Origin of the sequence: Dyella caseinilytica (assembly GCF_016865235.1) — a bacterium.
GTDB lineage: Bacteria > Pseudomonadota > Gammaproteobacteria > Xanthomonadales > Rhodanobacteraceae > Dyella_B > Dyella_B caseinilytica.
This window is the reverse complement of the sequence record NZ_CP064030.1, coordinates 2,897,690-2,916,098: the sequence shown is the minus strand read 5'-3', so window position 1 is coordinate 2,916,098 and position 18,409 is coordinate 2,897,690. Positions and strand designations below refer to the sequence as shown.

Annotated in this window: 9 protein-coding genes; 4 read left to right on the top strand and 5 right to left on the bottom strand. The window is 60.6% G+C overall.

Annotated features, from left to right (window positions below; all coding sequences use genetic code 11):
- Nucleotides 1-5: 5 nt before the first annotated feature.
- On the bottom strand, nucleotides 6-1,196 hold the full coding sequence (locus tag ISN74_RS12520) for an efflux RND transporter periplasmic adaptor subunit (protein ID WP_188801091.1): 1,191 nt from the start codon (nucleotides 1,194-1,196) through the stop codon (nucleotides 6-8).
- Between the two features lie 613 nt (nucleotides 1,197-1,809).
- Between ISN74_RS12520 and ISN74_RS12515 the strand changes: the two genes are divergently transcribed.
- From ISN74_RS12515 to ISN74_RS12500, 4 genes are all read left to right on the top strand, one after another.
- Nucleotides 1,810-6,732 carry an NAD-glutamate dehydrogenase gene (locus tag ISN74_RS12515; protein WP_188801089.1) on the top strand — a complete coding sequence of 1,641 codons (4,923 nt, stop codon included), beginning with the start codon at nucleotides 1,810-1,812 and terminating at the stop codon, nucleotides 6,730-6,732.
- Between the two features lie 131 nt (nucleotides 6,733-6,863).
- Nucleotides 6,864-7,625 (top strand): NAD kinase, encoded by a 762-nt coding sequence (locus tag ISN74_RS12510; RefSeq protein ID WP_188801088.1) that lies wholly within the window; start codon nucleotides 6,864-6,866, stop codon nucleotides 7,623-7,625.
- 69 nt (nucleotides 7,626-7,694) lie between these two features.
- On the top strand, nucleotides 7,695-8,624 hold the full coding sequence (locus ISN74_RS12505) for a 5'-nucleotidase (RefSeq protein WP_188801087.1): 930 nt from the start codon (nucleotides 7,695-7,697) through the stop codon (nucleotides 8,622-8,624).
- 107 nt (nucleotides 8,625-8,731) lie between these two features.
- Nucleotides 8,732-9,538: a hypothetical protein gene (locus tag ISN74_RS12500; RefSeq protein WP_188801086.1), complete on the top strand. Its 807-nt coding sequence runs from the start codon at nucleotides 8,732-8,734 to the stop codon at nucleotides 9,536-9,538.
- Nucleotides 9,539-9,563: 25 nt separating this feature from the next.
- On the opposite strand, the gene ISN74_RS12495 is transcribed toward ISN74_RS12500, so the two are convergent.
- The 4 genes from ISN74_RS12495 to ISN74_RS12480 form a co-directional block, all read right to left on the bottom strand.
- On the bottom strand, nucleotides 9,564-10,430 hold the full coding sequence (locus ISN74_RS12495; protein WP_188801085.1) for an aldo/keto reductase: 867 nt from the start codon (nucleotides 10,428-10,430) through the stop codon (nucleotides 9,564-9,566).
- Between the two features lie 14 nt (nucleotides 10,431-10,444).
- On the bottom strand, nucleotides 10,445-11,902 hold the full coding sequence (locus tag ISN74_RS12490; RefSeq protein WP_188801084.1) for an efflux transporter outer membrane subunit: 1,458 nt from the start codon (nucleotides 11,900-11,902) through the stop codon (nucleotides 10,445-10,447).
- Nucleotides 11,899-15,213 carry an efflux RND transporter permease subunit gene (locus ISN74_RS12485; protein WP_188801083.1) on the bottom strand — a complete coding sequence of 1,105 codons (3,315 nt, stop codon included), beginning with the start codon at nucleotides 15,211-15,213 and terminating at the stop codon, nucleotides 11,899-11,901. Before ISN74_RS12485 ends, ISN74_RS12490 begins: the two co-directional genes overlap by 4 nt.
- Nucleotides 15,214-15,301: 88 nt before the next feature.
- Entirely contained in the window at nucleotides 15,302-18,409 is a 3,108-nt protein-coding gene (locus tag ISN74_RS12480) for an efflux RND transporter permease subunit (protein ID WP_188801082.1), read from the bottom strand.

Genomic DNA, 18,409 nt, shown 5'->3' with positions numbered 1-18,409 from the left:
TCTCCTTACTGATGGCCAGCGGTGGCAGGGGCCTGACCAGCAGGCGCCTGATCAGGCGTCCACGGGGTGGCCTTGGCGGGCGCGCCCGGCTTGACGACCTGGATGCCCGAAACGATCACCTGATCACCCGTCTCCAGGCCGCTGGTGACCACCCAGTCATTGCCGCGCATGTTGTCAGCGCTTACACGCTTCTGGGCGACGTTGCCATCCTTGCCGACGACCAGGGCATAGGCACCGGCAGGATCGCGCTGAATCCCGGCCTGCGGAATCAGGAAGACCTTGTTGAGTTCACCCATGTTGGCGGTCAGGGTGACGTACATGCCGGGCAGCAGGCGCTGCTGCGGATTGGGTACGAGCGCACGCATGTTGATTGCGCCGGTGGTCGGGTTGACGATCACCGAGGAGTAATCCAGCGTGCCGACCTGCTCATACTTGTTGCCGCTGGGCAGCGTGATTTCCACGGTGGTCTTGTTCTGGTCTGCCAACGACACGTTGCCGGCGTGCTGGGCGTGCTGCAGGGTGTCCAGATCGGCGGCGCTGAGGGTGAAGTTGACGTACATCGGGTCGAGCTGGTCGACCGTGGTCAGCAAGGTAGAGCTGGAACCGCTGTCGGCGGTGCTGGCGCCGACGATGGCGCCTTCGGTCACCTGCTGCTCGCCGGCACGGCCGGAGATGGGCGAGGTGATGTTGGTGTAGTTGAGGTTGACCTGGGCCGTCTGCACATTGGCCTCGGCCTGTTTGACCGCGGCCAGGGACGAGCGCTCGGTGGCCTCGTCGGTATCCATCTGGGCCTGCGAGATATAACCCTTCGGTACCAGCTGGCGATCGCGGTTGGCCACGATGTGGGCATTGGTATAGGTGGCCTGGGCGGATGCCAGTGCGGCCTGGGCGGCGGCTAGCGCTGCCTTGTAGGGGGCCGGATCGATCTGGAACATCAGCTGGCCCTGCTTCACGTCGGTACCTTCGGTGTACACGCGCTTGAGCAGCAGACCCGATACGCGGGCACGCACGTCGCCGCTGCGATAGGCAGACAGGCGACCAACGAGGTCTTTGCTGAGCGGGGCGTTCTGGGGCTGTGCTTCGACCACGCCTACGGTCGGGGTGGGCATCTTGGGCGGGCCTTGCTCCTTACCACAGGCGGCAAGCGCCAGCAGACTCAGGCACAGCACCGGTGTGCGCATTGGCGTCGACTTCATGAGAACTCCATGACTAAAGCGTAATCGGGGTAGGGGGATGGGCAACGGCCATTCGTATGCCCGGCTCAACATGCCGGAAAATCTTACGTTTATCGGATAACTGCCAGTTTGTCCTGTGTCGTTCGTCCCCCAACGACAGGGCGTCAGAAACACTATACCGGCCAGTTTACAATTTATCCGCGGTGTAAAACCAGCCCCTTCAAGTAGTGACTTAAGACACCGGGCCCCTTGCGCCCTCCGTGGCGAACCACTTGTCATGTGTTCGACTCAAGACGTTGGGAAAGTGGGTGTGGTGCAGCGTTTATACACCCAAGGTGTGTCTTGTGGCGTGATAGGGCCGTTCGCATGCGCACGGATTCGGCATGGGCTGCGGTTGTCCGGATGATGGTGGCCGGTCCCTTTGTGCTAGCGAGCCGGGGTGTGGTGACAATCAGCGCGAGCGCGCAGGACGCTTGTATGACTGCGCGCTGATTCATGCCCACGGATAAAGCGTGCGTTGTTGCGCTGCCGATGGATTCAATGCAAAGCGAGGCGTATCCTTTTCAAGCTTTCCGCTCCATTCCCAAGCGTTTTCACGTCTTACCCATCTCCACTTCTTAAGTAAGTAGAAGCCATGAATGCGATCCGTGCGACCAACGACATCCCCCTCGCGTCTGTTGTGCTCGAAGAGTTGAAGAAAAGCGGTTTTCCGACCAAGCGCCTTGATGAGGCGCAATTTTTTATCAGCACCTTTTTCTCGCGTATCGTCAGCTCTGACGTCAATCTGCACACGCCGGCCGAATGGGCCACGGTGATTGCCGGGCTGATCGACTTCATGCAGCAGCGTCCGGCCGGCCGGGCGGTGGTGCGCATCGTCGGCGTGGGCCATGCAGGACGCAGCGCGGTTGAAATCGTCAATGACGACATGCCGTTCCTGATCGACACGGTCAGCATGGTGCTCGCCGCGCATTCGCCGATTCACGCCGTGATCCATCCCGTGGTGAAGGTCAGCCGTGATGCGAACGGCCAACTGCAGCGCATTGGCGACGATCAGGGTCTCCCCGAGTCAGTGATGCATTTCGAGGTCGACCATATTGAAGGCGCCGACGCCAAATCGCAGATCGAAACCCAGATCGAGGCAGCGCTGGAAGACGTGCGCGCCGCCGTACACGACTGGAGCGCGATGCGCGACAAGGCGCTGGCCATCGCCGACGATCTGCCGAACCGCAAGCTGCAGCTGGATGCGGCATCCATCAATGAGGCCAGCGAGTTTCTGCGCTGGCTGGCGGATGACAATTTCACCTTCCTCGGCTACCGCGAATACGAAGTGGCCAAAGCCGAGGGCGACGAGGTGCTGCGCCCGATCGAAGATTCGGGCCTTGGCATCCTGCATGGTCGTGAACGCTCCGTGGCACCGCGTTCGCTGCGCACGCTGGCGGCGCACGATCTGCCGCAGTCCGGTTCCTACGATGCGATTATCCTGACCAAGACCAACGCACGCTCGCACGTGCATCGCGCCGGCAACATGGATTACGTCGGTGTGCTCAAGTTCGACGCCCACGGCGCACCGGTTTCCGAGCAGCGTTTCCTCGGTCTGTTCACCTCCAACGCTTACATGACCCGTCCGCAGGATGTGCCGCTGGTACGCCAGCGCGCAGAGGCCGTGCTGGCGCGTTCGGGTCTGAAGCGCGATTCGTATTCTGGCAAGTCGCTGCGTCACATCCTGGAAACTCTGCCGCAGGAAGAACTGTTCCAGGCCAGCGAAGACGAACTGTTCACCACCGCTACCGGCATTCTCGAACTGCAGCAGCGCGCCCGTGCGCGCCTGTTCGTGCGGCGCGACCGTTACGGTCGTTTCTTCACCTGCCTGGTGTTTGTGCCGCGCGATCGCTTCAACACCACGGTACGTGAGCGTGTGGAAAACATGCTGCGGGAGGTATTCCACGGTGAAAGCCTGGACTCCAACGTGCTGATGGGCGAATCCGCACTGGCGCGCCTGCACGTCACGGTGCGTCCGCATCCGGGTGACCAGCCGTCTTACGATGCGCAGGAACTGGAAACGCGTCTGGCCCATATCGTGCGCAATTGGCACGATGGCCTGCGCGACAGCCTGATCGGTCACGCCGGCGAAGCACAGGGTGTGGCCCTGCTTAACCGCTTCGGCAAGACGCTGCCCGCCGGTTACATCGAAGACGTGTCGCCGGAAGTGGCTGCGCACGATGTGATGGCGCTGGCGAGCCTGAAGAGCGACGACTCGATCCACCTCAATCTTTATGAGGATCCGCGCGACCAGAGTCTGCGCTTCAAGGTGATCCATGTTGGTACGCCGATCTCGCTGTCCGATGCGCTGCCGATGCTTGAGAACATGGGCGTGCGCATGCTCGCCGAGCATGTGTATACGCTGGAAAGTGAAGGCCGCACGCTGACCATCCACGATTTCGAGCTGAAGGTGAAATCGCCGCTGGTGTTCGAACTGCCTCACCTGCGCGAGCGCTTCGAGCGCAGCTTCGAGGCACTGTGGCGTGGTCAGGCCGAAAGCGACGGGTTCAACAACCTCGTGCTGACGGCGCAAGCCGACTGGCGTCAGGTGGCAGTGTTACGCGGCTACTGCAAATATCTGCAGCAAGTGGGCATCGCGTTCTCGCAGAGCTACATGGAAGAGACGCTCAATCGCTATCCGGCGATTGCCGGCCTCTTGGTCGAGCTGTTCAACGCCAAGTTCGATCCGCGCCGCGAGCAGCTCAGCACCGCCGAACTGGATCAGGCCAAGGCCGACCTGCGCCGCGAAATGCATGCGCTGATCCCGGCCGATACGCAGAAGGCCAAGCCCGAGCTGGTCGACGGCATCGTCAACGTGCTGACGCAGCCGCGCGAGCAGCAAGTACATGTGTTGTGGGAGTCGCTGAAGTCGCTGCTGGATGATGTGGCCAGCCTCGACGACGAGCGCATCCTGTTGAGCTTCATGAACACCATCCGTGCCACCTTGCGCACCAGCTTCTTCCAGAAGTGGGATGGTGCGCACCGTCACTACATCAGCTTCAAGTTCGACTCCAAGCAAGTGCCGGATGCACCCAAGCCGGTGCCGTACCGCGAAATCTTCGTGTACTCGCCGCGCGTGGAAGGCATCCACTTGCGCTTCGGGCCGGTAGCGCGTGGCGGTCTGCGTTGGTCGGATCGCCGCGAAGACTTCCGCACGGAGGTGCTGGGCCTGGTGAAGGCGCAGATGGTGAAGAACACCGTGATCGTGCCGGTCGGTTCGAAGGGTGGCTTCTTCGTCAAGCACCCACCGGTAGGCGGCGACCGCGACGCGCAGCTGGCCGAGGGCATTGCATGCTATCGCCTGTTCATCAACGGTCTGCTGGATATCACCGACAACTTGGTAGAAGGCAAGGTCGTTCCGCCGCATGATGTCGTGCGCCACGATCAGGACGATCCGTACCTGGTGGTTGCTGCCGACAAGGGCACGGCCACGTTCTCCGATATCGCCAACGCGATCTCGATTGAACACGGTTTCTGGCTGGGCGATGCGTTCGCATCTGGCGGTTCCAACGGCTACGACCACAAGGGCATGGGTATCACCGCCAAGGGTGCATGGGAGTCGGTGAAGCGCCACTTCCGCGCCTTGGGCCGCGATTCGCAAAGCCAGAACTTCACTTGCGCCGGTATCGGCGACATGTCCGGCGACGTGTTCGGCAATGGCATGCTGTTGTCGAAGCACATCCTGCTGGTGGCGGCGTTCGATCATCGCCATATTTTCCTCGACCCGAATCCGGATACGGCCAAGTCGTTCGCCGAGCGCGAGCGCATGTTCAAGCTGCCGCGTTCGAGCTGGGAGGACTACGACAAGTCGCTGATCTCGGCCGGTGGCGGCGTGTGGCCGCGCAGCGTGAAGTCGATTCCGATTTCGCCCGAAGTACGTGCCGCGCTGAGCCTGAAGGCTGATGTGCAGCACCTGTCGCCGACCGAACTGCTCAGCGCCATCCTCAAGGCGCCGGTGGATCTGCTGTGGAACGGCGGCATCGGCACCTATGTGAAGGCCTCCAGCGAAACGCATGCGGATGTAGGCGATCGCGCCAACAACGCGCTGCGCATCAACGGCGCGGAGCTGCGCTGCAAGGTGATCGGCGAGGGCGGCAACCTGGGTTTCACTCAGAAGGGCCGCATCGAAGCCGCGCAGCATGGCGTGCTGCTCAATACCGATTTCATCGACAACTCCGCCGGTGTGGACACCTCCGACCACGAGGTGAACATCAAGATCCTGCTCGACGATGCCGTGCAGCGTAACGAGATCACCGTCGACGGCCGTAATCAGCAGCTCGCCGCCATGACCGACGAAGTGGGCGAACTGGTGCTGTGGGACAACTATCGCCAGAACCAGGCCATCACGCTGATGGAACATCAGTCGGCCAAACGCCTGGGTTCGATGGCGCACTTCATCCGCACACTGGAAGGTGAAGGCCTGCTCGATCGCCAGGTTGAAAATCTGCCGAGCGAAACCGAGCTGACCGAGCGCAAGACGCGCGGCCAAGGCATGACTCGTCCGGAACTGTCGGTGCTGCTGTCCTACGACAAGATTCGCCTGTACCAGCAACTGCTGGATTCGGATGTGCCGGAAGATCCGTACCTGTCCAAGGAGCTGGTGCGCTACTTCCCGGCGCCGCTGCACGACAAGTATGCCGAGCACATGCAGCGCCATCGCCTGAAGCGCGAAATTATCGCGACTGCGGTGACCAACTCCACGATCAACCGCATGGGCGCCACCTTCATGATGCGCATGCAGGAAGATACGGGGCAGGGTCCGGCGGCGATCGCCAAGGCCTATACCGCTGCACGAGAAATCCTCGGCGCACGCGACCTGTGGGCGCAGATCGAAGCGCAGGACAGCAAAGTGGCTGAGAGCACGCAGATCGATGCGATCTTGCAGATCTGGTCGCTGCTGCGTCACATCACGCGTTGGCTGCTGAACCGTCCGGCTGGCACGCTGGACATCGCCGCCAACGTCGAGCGTTACCAGTCCGCGGTAGCCGAACTCAGCGCCACTGTGCCGGATGCGTTGACGCCGGCCGGCAAGGCCGACTTCGCCACCAGCCAGGAGAAGTGGGAAGGTCTGGACTTCCCGATCGAACTGGCCCTGCGTCTGGCCAAGCTGCCGGAACTGCGCTCCATGCTCGACATGGTCGAAGTAGCCAAGCAGACCGGTCAGCCGATCGCCAAAGTGGCCAATGTGTTCTACGAACTGGGCCAGGCGCTTGATCTGGAGTGGTTGCGCGGTCAGATCGAAGCGTTGCCGGTGGACGGTCACTGGCACGCCCAGGCGCGCGGCTCTCTGCTGGATGAACTCAACCACCAGCATCGCGCCCTCGCCACGCAGGTGCTTGCGCTGAACGGCGGCACCAAGGATGTGTCGCCGGTGCAGGCTTGGCTGGATCGCGACGATCCGACGCTGAAGTACACCCGCAGCATGCTGTCGGAAATCCTCACGCAGAACGCGGATTACCCGATCGCTTCGGTGGCGGTGCGTCGCTTGGCGCAGCTGGCACAGGTGCCGGTGGCATAAGCGAAAGCTTCATGCTGGCCGAACATGGCTCCCTCCCCTGTATGTAGGGGAGGGAGCTTGAGCCGAGACATGGTCACGCTTTCTTCTGTATCGTAAGCTCGATCACCTGAAAGCACTCAGATGGATCTCGCATGCGCTTCGCCTTCGTCGCCAGTGAAACCAACGTTGCCCAGCAGGCACGTCGCAAACTCGTGGAACGTTACGGCGATGTGCCCGCCACCAATGCGGAAGTCATCGTCGCACTGGGCGGTGACGGCTTCATGCTACGCACCCTTCACGCACACCGTGCTATCGCCGTGCCCGTTTACGGCATGAAGCTGGGCCGTGTCGGCTTCCTGATGAACAAACACAGGATCGATGAGCTGCCCGAGCGCATCGAGCGTGCACACACCGCCGAATTGTTCCCGTTGGAAATGCAGGCGACCGATGCGGATGGTCAGACGCGCACCGCACTCGCCTTCAATGAAGTGTCACTGCTGCGTCAGACCAACCAGGCCGCGCACCTGGAAGTGAAGCTCAACGATGATGTGAAGTTGGCCACGCTGGTCTGCGACGGCATCCTGGTTTCCACGCCAGCCGGTTCTACCGCCTACAACCTTTCTGCGCACGGTCCGATTCTGCCGCTCGATGCCAACGTGCTGGCCTTGACGCCAATCAGTCCCTTCCGTCCGCGTCGTTGGCGTGGCGCGATCCTGCCGCATCGCACGCTGGTCAGCCTGCGTGTGCTCGATCCAGTCAAGCGTCCGATCAGCGCGACCGCCGATTTCCTGGAAGTGCGCAACGTTCGCGCCGTGGAAATCCATCAGTCGCGGGAGCAGGGTGTGCGATTGCTGTTCGATCCGGAGCACAATCTGGAACAGCGCATTCTGGATGAGCAGTTTGCCGCGGATTGATGACTTCAATTCGTAGATGGGGATGCTGGTGCTTACCCCGATCTACGGCGTTGAGGTAGATTGACGCTCATGACCAACCCCACCAAAACCGCTCACGATCCCGGCGCCGCCAACGATAATCGCCTGGTTGTCGCCATTTCGTCGCGGGCGCTGTTCGACCTTGGTGACAGTCATACGTTGTTCGAGCGGGATGGTCTGGACGCGTACAGGGCTTTCCAGATCGAACACGAAAACGAAATCCTGAAGCCCGGGGTGGCCTTTCCGCTGGTGCAGAAGCTGTTGGGCCTCAACAAGCTCGCGGGTGACGTGCCGCCGGTCGAGGTGATCCTGTTGTCGCGCAATTCCGGCGATACCGGATTGCGCATTTTCAATGCCATCCAGCATTACGGTCTTGAGATCAGCCGTGCCGCATTTACCAGCGGCGCGCCGACTTCTGATTACATCGCACCGTTCAAGGCCGATCTGTTTCTTTCCGCCAATGCCGAAGATGTTGGTCGCGCACTGAAAGCCGGCGTCGCCGCAGCCACGATCCTGCCTTCCGTTACGCCGCCGCGAGCCAGCGAGCAATTGCGCATCGCCTTCGATGGCGACGCGGTGATCTTTGGTGACGAAGGTGAGCGCGTTTCGCGCGAAGAGGGCCTGGAAGCTTTTCACCGCAGTGAAACCGAACTTGCAGATGAGCCGCTGTCCGTTGGACCATTTCGTGGTTTCCTCACGGCCGTGCATCGCCTACAGGCTGCATTTCCCGCAGAAAACTCGCCGATTCGCACCGCGTTGGTCACCGCGCGATCCGCCCCCGCACATAAACGCGTGATTCTCACTTTGCGCCGCTGGGGCGTGCGTATCGATGAGGCCTTGTTCCTTGGTGGCCGCGACAAAGGCCCATTCCTGGACGCTTTTGGCGCCGATATCTTTTTCGACGACTCACCGGCTAACGTAGAGTCTGCGCGCAAGCATGTAGCAACGGGGCATGTGCCGCATGGCGTCAGCAACGGCTGATCGCTGACGCAATTATTTGCGGCGTTGTCCTCTTGCAGTTGTATCCGTGAGATGCATTAGCATTGGAACATCGAATCGGCGATGCATTCGCACAGGGGAGGGATGCGATGAAATTAGTCGCGACGTCTATTGTCAGCGTGATATTTGCATTTGCGTCTGTGGAGACGGTCGCGGCAAACAATCCATTGCAAGGCATTCTTTCGACGCTGCAATCCAGTGTGCCGCCAGAGCAATACCAGCTTTTTGACGTGGCCATCAAGTCATCACCAACGTTGACCGCGCAGTTGAACGAGCTTGCGTCGTCTGGACAGCTGACAGCATTCAAAGTGGGCGAGCGTTCAACGCTGCCACCGACAAGAGGTCCATTTGGCGGCTATGTCAGCGGTACGACATGGGCATTCACACCGACGTTTGTGCAGCAGCAGGCGAAGACACGCTACTACGATGTAGTGATGCCTGACGATGTGCTTGGTAACAACATGGTCTTTGCACTGGGTGAACTTGCTTACAGAACCAAGGCTGCGCCGGATGTTGAGGCGGCCGAACAAGTGCTGAAGGCACAATTTGCTCAGAATGTGGCAGCGGCCAGACAGGCCTCGCAACCGATCAACGCAGATAATTTCATGCGGGAGTCCATTGCGCTCCAGATCCGCAATACCGCCTCGGGATTCATCCAAGGCTGGAACGATATGCTGGAGGCAGCGGTGCAGGACAATGGTGGCAAGGTATTGACGATACGCCAGCTAGTCAGCCTTACGATGAATTTTCGCTACCGTGCTGTTTTCATGCGGGCGATGCGATTACCCGATCATAAATTGAACTTTGCGAACGACGGTCGTATTGAACCTAACGATGCCAATCGCGATGCGATTGCTAACGCGTTGAAGACGATGTCCGTATACGACCTTCAATAGCTTCGCTACGCGCGGTGCGCCACGATCAGGGTACGCCGTGCCCTTTGCTTGCTGTCCAGAGGGCATACCAATCTTCCGCGTCGAGTTGCACGTCGCGCGCGGCAACGGCATCGCGTAAGCCTTCGAGACGGCCGGTGCCGGTGATGGGATAGGGGCGAGAAGGGTGGCGCAGCACCCAAGCAAAGGCGAGCGTGGTGAGGCTGATTCCATAGCGTGCGGCGATGGTGGACATCTCGGCGCGGACACGATGGGCCTGTTCGTCATCGCCGGAGAACAGGCGGCCACCGGCGAGCGGTGACCAGATCATCGGGCGCAATCCAAGTTGCTGCGCCTGATCGAGCGTGCCGTCGTCCAGTGCGTCCATCTGCAGGGGAGAAAGCTCCACCTGGTTGGTTTGCAGCGGGCAATGTTGATGCAGCAGCGCAAACTGGCTGGTGGTGTGATTGGAAACACCCCAGTGAGCGACCTTGCCTTCGCGCGTGAGCGTGGCGAAAGTGTCAGCCAGTGCTGCGGCATCCATCAGGTAATCGGGGCGATGGATCAGCACCAGATCGAGTTGTTCGGTATGCAAGTTACGCAGCGACTGTTCGACCTCGGCGCGCACGTAGCTGGCGCTGGTGTCGTAGTAGTTGATGCGGTAGGGGCGCTGTGCCGAACGCAGGCGAATCCCGCACTTGGTGATCAGCTGCATGCGCTGGCGCAAAGCAGACGCGGTTTTCAGTGCCTCGCCAAACAGGCTTTCGGCGCGGTAATCACCGTAAATGTCAGCATGATCGAACGAGGTGATGCCTAACTCCAGCGCCTGTTCGATCCAGTGGACACGTTCCTGTACGTCGAGCTTCCAATCCACGATACGCCAAAGGCCGGCGACGATTGGCGAGAGTTCAAACATGTGGATAGGCCTGTTCAGTGCTCGGCATTGGCTTGCTTGTCTGCCTGCTTCGAATCTCCCAGCTGATCGGCGGACCAGCCACCGCCCAGATCGCCGATCAGCGACACGGTGTCGAGCAGGCGTTGTTGTTTCACGCTCAACGCGCTTTCTTCCGTGCTCAGCTGCGTAGCTTGCGCCGTGGCGGCGGTGGTGTAATCCACGGTACCGGCCTGGTATTCATTCAAAGCGATCTGCGCGCCTTGCGTGGAATCCTTTACGGCTGCATCCAGGACGTCGGCTTGCTGGGCAAGGATGCGCAGGCCGGAGAAATCATCTTCTACGTTTTGGAAGGCGGTCAGCACGGTGCCGCGATAGTTGGCGACGGCAGCCTCGTAGGCTGCTTTGGCAGCGGCCACTTCACCGTGACGTGCGCCGAAATCGAACACGGTTTCGTCGACATCTGCACCAACGGACCATATGTGATTGGCTAGATGCAGCAATCCTGCCAGCGGCGATTGCGAGAAACCATCGGCTGCCGACAGCGAAATGCTGGGGTAATACGCGGAAATCGCCACGCCGACCGCCGCGTTCTGTGCCGCCATCTGGCGTTCTGCGACCGTGATGTCTGGACGACGCTGCAGCAAGGTCGAAGGTACGCCAACCGGGACGTCGGGCAGTGTAGGTAGCGTTGTGCTGTGCGGAATATCGAGTTCTTCCGGATTCTTGCCAACCAGCACCGCAATCGCGTGCTCATACTGGGCTCGTGCAACGCCCAGCGCGATCAGACTCGCTTTGGCATTTTCCAGTTGCGTGCGTGCGGTAATGACATCGGAAGGCGGCGTGGTACCGGCCGTGCCCTGGTTCTCCACGACACGCAGGTATTCGGTGTAGGCGTCCACTGTTTTCTGGAGCAAGTCGGTGTTGGCATCGGTCACGCGCAGCTCGATCACGGCCGTAGCCAGGGCCGTCTGCTCGGACAACGTGGCGTTGGCCAACGTGGCCTGGTCGGCCTGCGCCGTCGCTTTGTTTTCCTCGATAGTGCGGCGGACCTTGCCCCACAGATCAGGCGCCCAGCTGATATTGCCTTCGGCCGAGCCGGACGTGCTGACCGGATGGAAATCCGGGTTGAGGCTGGCGCTGCTGCTGGTAGTTCGCTGTTTGGTACCCGAACCACTCAAGCCAATGGTGGGGAACAACGACGCGCGCGCCACTTTCACGTCGGCCAGCGCTTCCTGGTAGTTGGCATAGGCTTGGCGCACGGTCTGGTTGGAAACCGATACTTGCGGCTCCAGCTGGTCGAGCAGTGGATCGTTGAAGGTCGTCCACCAGTCGCCCTTTGGCGCTTCGTCGGAAGGTGCGGCCTGCATCCAGCCAGAAAGCTCTTTGTACTGGGTGGGCACTGGCGCCTGCGGACGATGATAGTCAGGCCCGACCATGCAGCCGCCGAGCAGCAGTGTCAGCGATATAGCCAACGCGGTATGGGAAATCTTCATGTTGATGCACTCGCGTCCGATCGGTTCCACGGCAAGGTGGCGGACCACCTGGCGAGTCTTGCGCGCAGGCGGTCGAGGAAAAGATAGATCACCGGTGTCGTGTACAGGGTAAAGACCTGGCTGAGAAGCAAGCCACCCATCACGGTGATACCTAGTGGCTGGCGCAGCGATGCGCCTTGGCCGATGCCAACAGCCAGCGGCACCGCACCCAGCACGGCGGCGGCAGTGGTCATCATGATTGGCCGCAGACGCATCACAGCGGCGTCATGGATGGCTTTCATGGGTTCGTAACCTTCGTCGCGCTGCAGATGGATGGCAACGTCGATCATCATGATCGCGTTCTTCTTCACGATGCCTATGAGCAGAATGATGCCGATCATCGCGATCACCGAGAACGGCGTGCCGAAGATCAGCAGCGCCAGCGTTGCGCCGATGCCCGCTGAGGGCAGAGTGGACAGAATGGTGATCGGATGCACGGTGTTCTCATACAGAATGCCGAGCACGATATACACCGCCGCCAGTGCCGCCAGGATCAGCAGCGGCATGGTCGACATCGATTGCGAATAGACCTGCGCCGCGCCCGCTGTAGCACCATGGATGGATGCCGGCATACCAAGCGCCTGCATCGCCTGGTTGATCGCGGTGATCGCGTTGCTCAGCGAGCCACCCGGCGGCAGGTTGAACGAGATGGTGCTGGCAACCAGGCCATCCTGGTGATTCACCTGAGTTGCCGTGTGATTGCTCGTATAGCTGAGCATGGCCGGGAACGGCACCATCGTTTCGGCAGCCGTGCTGTCCGCGCTGCCGCTGGAGGTTCCGCCCTTGGAGTTGGAAATCGCGTTGGTGAGCTGGTTGGCCTGGGCGTTTGCATTGAGCGAATTGGTGCTCGACGCACCGGAACTGGACGCCGTCACCGCCGAATGCGCCGTCACACCGGAAACCGTGCCACCCGGCATCTGCGTCTGCTGCGTGCCCGTGGGATTGCCCGCCGCGGTGCTGAAGAAAACACGGTCCAGCATCTGCGGGTATTGCCAGTATTTCGGCGCGACTTCCATCACCACGTAATACTGGTTGAGCTGGTTGTAGACAGTCGAAACGGTGCGCTGGCCGAAGGCGTCGTAAAGCACGGCATCGATCTGGTTCGGCGCAAAGCCGTAGCGGGCCATGGTGGCGCGGTCGAAATTCACATAGGTCTGCAAGCCGTTCTGTTGCAGGTCGGAATTTACATCCTGCATTTGGCTGCGGTATTTGCCCAGCTCCGCCACCAGTTTTGGCACCCAGGTGTAGAGCGCCGTGGGATCATCGCTGGTCAGTGTGTACTGGTATTCCGCCGCCGACGATCGTCCGCCAATATGCAGATCCTGCGCGGCCTGCATGAACAGCTTGGCGCCGGAAACGGCGTTGAGCTTGGGGCGCAGCCGATCTACCACTTGCGCCGCCGAGAGCTTGCGCTCGGCAAGGGGCTTGAGTTCCACGAACACGTTAGCCGTATTCAATGCGCGTCCGCCGGTGAAGCCCGCCACTGAGGCGACAGCAGGGTCCTTCTGCACGATGGATTGCAGCTGCGCAAGCTTCTGCTCCATCGCCTGGAAGGAAATGCTCTGGTCGGCAATGATCTGTCCTATCAGAATGCCGTTGTCCTGTTCCGGGAAGAACGTGGAAGGCAGCAGCTTGATCATGAACACATTGAGCACAATCAGACCGATCAGCATCAGGCCGATCATCAGCGCGTTGTTGAGCACGGCGCTGAGCGAGCGCGAATAGGCTTGCTTGAAGCGCTCGAACTGTTTCTCGTACCACACCGCCCAACGCGCCTTGGAGTGCATGGCTGCACCGGAGCGCAGCAGGTAGGCGGCCATGGTTGGTGTGACTGTGAGCGAGATCAGCAGCGACAACAGAATCGCAATCGACAAGGTGACGGCGAATTCGTGGAACAGTAGGCCGATGATGCCGGGCATCAACAGAATCGGCAGGAACACCGCGATCAGCGAGATGCTCATCGAGATTACGGTGAAGCCGACTTCGCCGCTGCCTTTAAGTGCCGCCTCGCGCACGTCCATGCCTTCTTCGACATGACGCACGATGTTTTCCAGCACCACGACCGCGTCGTCGACCACGAAGCCGGTGCCGATGGTGAGCGCCATCAGCGAGAGGTTGTCCAGGCTATAGCCCATCAGGTACATCGGCCCGAAGGTGCCGACGATGGCCAGCGGCAATGCCACGGCGGGAATCAGGATGGCGCGTGGTGATTGCAGAAACACGTACACCACGCCGATCACCAACAGCACCGCGATAAACAGCGAGCGTTCGGTATCGCCTACCGCCGCGTTCACGGACTGTGAGCGATCGACGGCGATGCCGATATGCACATTGCGCGGCAGCGTGGCTTCAATCGAGGGAAGCACGTTGCGGATCTGCCCAACGGTCTTGACGATGTTGCCGCCAGGCAACGGATACACGATCACCAGTACGGCGGGCTGGCCGTTGTACAGACCCATGTTGCGGATGTTTTCCGCGGAGTCCTGCACATCCGCCACGTCACGCAGCAGTACCGGCGAATTGTCGCGATAGGCAACGATGAGGTCGCGGTAAGGCGCGGCTTTGTTGATTTGGTCGTTGGAGGTGACTTCGTAGCGCTGACCATCCTGATCGATATGACCCTTGGCGCTGTCAGCATTGGCGGCGCTGATGGCTGCGCGCACGTCTTCCAGACCAATGCCGTAGCTGTTGAGTTTGTCAGGCTGCAATTCCACGCGCACGGAGGGCAGGGCGCTGCCGCCCAGAGTGATCTGGCCCACGCCATCGACCTGCGAGAGCTGCTGCTGGATCACCGAATCGGCCGAATCGTAAAGCTGCGCGCGGGTCAGTGTTTTTGATGTCAGCGCGAGAACCATGATCGGCGAATCCGCCGGGTTGTACTCGCGATAGCTCGGGTTATTGCGCAGCGTGGTCGGCAAGTCGGCGCGTGCGGCCTGGATGGCAGCCTGCACGTCGCGGGCGGCGCCGTTGATATCGCGATTGAGGCCGAACTGAATCACGATCTGGGTGGAGCCGACGAAGCTTTGCGAAGTCAGCTCGGTCACATTGGCAATCGCGCCGAGGCGCTTTTCCAGCGGCTCGGCCACTGTCGACGCCATGATGTCCGGGCTGGCGCCGGCCATATTGGCCTGCACCACGATGACCGGATAGGTGACGTTGGGCAGCGGCGCCACCGGCAAATGGAAATATGCCAGCAAGCCCGACAGCAGGATGGCGATCGCCAACAGGGTGGTCGCCACCGGCCGCTTGATGAAGAGCGCCGAGATGTTCATGGCGCATCACCAGCGATGATGCTTCGGCTCCCTCTCCCCTGTGGAGCATGCGGAGGGAGAGGGGGCAGGCTGCATGGCATGCAAGCCATCATGGCGTGCTATCTCCCGCCGCCAGCGACGGCTTGCGCTGGAAGCGCTGCGCCAACCGATCGAAGAACAGATAGATCACCGGTGTGGTGAACAGTGTCAGCATCTGGCTCAGCGTCAGGCCGCCGATGATGGCCAGACCCAGCGGCCGGCGCAGCTCAGAACCGGTGCCGGAGCCCAGCAACATCGGCAGTGCGCCGAGCATTGCCGCCAAGGTGGTCATCAGAATGGGGCGGAAACGCAGTAGCGACGCTTCGAAGATGGCTTCAGCCGGCGGCTTGCCATGCTCGCGTTCGGCCTCGAGCGCGAAGTCCACGATCATGATCGCGTTTTTCTTCACGATACCGATCAGCAGCACAATGCCGATGATGCCAATCACGTCCAGATCGGAACCAGCCACCATCAGCGCCAGTAGCGCGCCGATACCTGCGGAAGGCAGCGTCGAGAGAATGGTCACTGGATGGATGAAGCTCTCGTACAGCACGCCCAGCACGATATACACGGCAACCAGCGCAGCGATCAGTAGATAGACCTCGCTAGACAGCGAATCCTGGAACGCCTGCGCCGCACCCTGGAACGACGAGGTGATCGACGATGGCAGATTCACAGCCTTCTCGGCCTGATTGACCTCATCTACGGCTTTGCTCAGCGACGCATCCTGGGCGAGGTTGAAGGAAATGGTCACTGACGGGAACTGAGCCAGATGACTGATCACCAGCGGTGATTTGGTGACTTCGATCTTGGCGATCGCACTCAGTGGCACCTGGCCGGTGCTACTGGTCTGGCTGGGCAGATATAGCTCGCCCAGCGATTGCAGCGTCGGCATTTTTTCCGGCTTGGCCACCAGGATCACGCGATACTGGCTGGATTGATCGAAGATGGTGGACACGATGCGCTGGCCCAGCGCGTCGTACAGCGCGTTGTCGATGGTCGCCGCCGTAATGCCGAAGCGCGCCGCCAACTGGCGATTGACTTCGACATTGACGCTCAGGCCGTCGTTGTTCAGATCGCTGGTGACGTCCCGGATCGACTTGATCTGCTTCATCTTGTCGATCAAGGCCGGTACGTATTGCTGGAATGCCTGCTGGCTCGGTCCACGCAGCACGAACTGGTACTGGTTGGGCGAGATGGTGGTATCCAGCGTGAGGTCCTGCTCCGGCTGCAGGTACAACTTGATGCCCGGAACATTCGCCACTTCGGTCTGGATGCGACGGGCAATTTGTTCGGCGGTCTCGGAGCGATCGTCACGTGACTTCAGATTGATCAGGTAGCGACCGTTGTTGAGCGTGGTGTTGGTGCCGTCGATGCCTACATAGGAGGTCAGGTTGACGACATCCTTATCCTTGAGGATGGCTTCGGCCAGCGCGGTCTGGCGTTCAACCATGGTCGTGTAGGACACGGAGTTGTCGGCGACACTGATGCCCTGGATCACGCCCACGTCCTGCACGGGAAACAAGCCCTTGGGGATGATGATGTACAGCGCGGCGGTAATGGCTACCGTGATGACGAATACCACCAGGGTCATTCGCTGGTGATTCATCACGACGCGCAGGCCGCGTTCATAGGCCGCCAGGGTCTTGTTGAACAAACCCTCGCTGATCTTCTCGAAACGGCTGGGATGTCGATCCGATTCAGCACGAAGAATACGCGCGCACAGCATCGGTACCAAGGTCAGTGACACCACGCCGGACAGTACGATGGTCACTGCGAGTGTGACCGCAAATTCACTGAACAGGCGTCCAATTACGCCGCCCATGAACAGCAGCGGGATCAGCACGGCGATCAGCGAAACGGTCAGCGACAGAATCGTGAAGCCGATCTGACCCGCGCCAATCAGCGCAGCGTTCAGCGGCGTCTCGCCTTCTTCCAGATAGCGCACGATGTTCTCGATCATCACGATCGAGTCGTCGACCACGAAGCCGGTGGCGATGATCAGCGCCATCAACGAAAGGTTGTCGATCGAGTAATTGAGCTCGTACATCATCGCCAGCGTGCCGATCAGCGAGACCGGCACGGAGATGCTGGGGATGATGGTAGCGGGCAGATTGCGCAGGAACACGAAGATCACCAGCACCACCAGCACCACGGCGAGCACCAGCTCAAACGCGGCATCGGAAACCGACGAGCGGATCACCCCGGTGCTGTCGGAAACCACCTGTACTTTCATGCCGGCGGGCAGGGTGGATTCGAGTTGTGGCAATTCCTTGGTGATCTGGTCGACCGTGGCGATCACGTTTGCGCCGGGCTGGCGCTGCACGTTGAGCACGATGGCTGGCGTCTTGTTGTACCAGGCACCTTGTTCGGTGTCCTGCGCGGCTTGCGTGACACGCGCGACGTCCTTCAAATAGACCGGCGCGCCGTTCTGGTAGGAGATCACCGTATCCAGATAATCCTTCGGATCCTGGATCTGATCGTTGCCGTTGATCGTGTAGTCGAGCTTGGGACCGTCGAAGTTGCCCTTGGGCTGGCTGACGTTGACGTTGGAGATCAGCGAGCGCAGGTCGTCGATATTGAGACCGTAGGCCGCCAGCTTCTGCGGATCGGCTTCCACACGCACGGCCGGCACATTGCCGCCGGCTGGTGTCACCAGGCCCACGCCGGGCACTTCGGAGATCTTGGTGCCGAGGCGGTTATTGGCGATGTCCTGCAGCTGGGTCAGCGACATCGAATCGGAGGTGACCGCCAAGGTGAGAATCGGCTGATCGGCCGGATTCACCTTGGCATAGGTCGGCGGCGCCGGCAGGCCGCTTGGCAGCAGGCTGTTGGCGGCGTTGATCGCCTCCTGCACATTCTGTTCGGCCACGTCGAGATTGAGCGACAGGTCGAATTGCAGCGTGATGATGGATGCGCCAGCCGAGCTGCTGGACGTCATCTGCTGCAGGCCGGGGATTTCACCCAGCTGTACTTCCAGCGGTGCCGTAACGGTGGTGGCCATCACCGAGGGGCTGGCACCCGGATAGAAGGTCTGCACCTGGATCGTCGGGTAATCGACGTCAGGCAGGGATGAAACCGGCAGGAAACGCATCGCGACCAAGCCCACCAGTACGAGGGCGATCATCAGCAGCGAGGTGGCTACCGGCCTGAGTACGAACAGGCGGGAAATATTCAT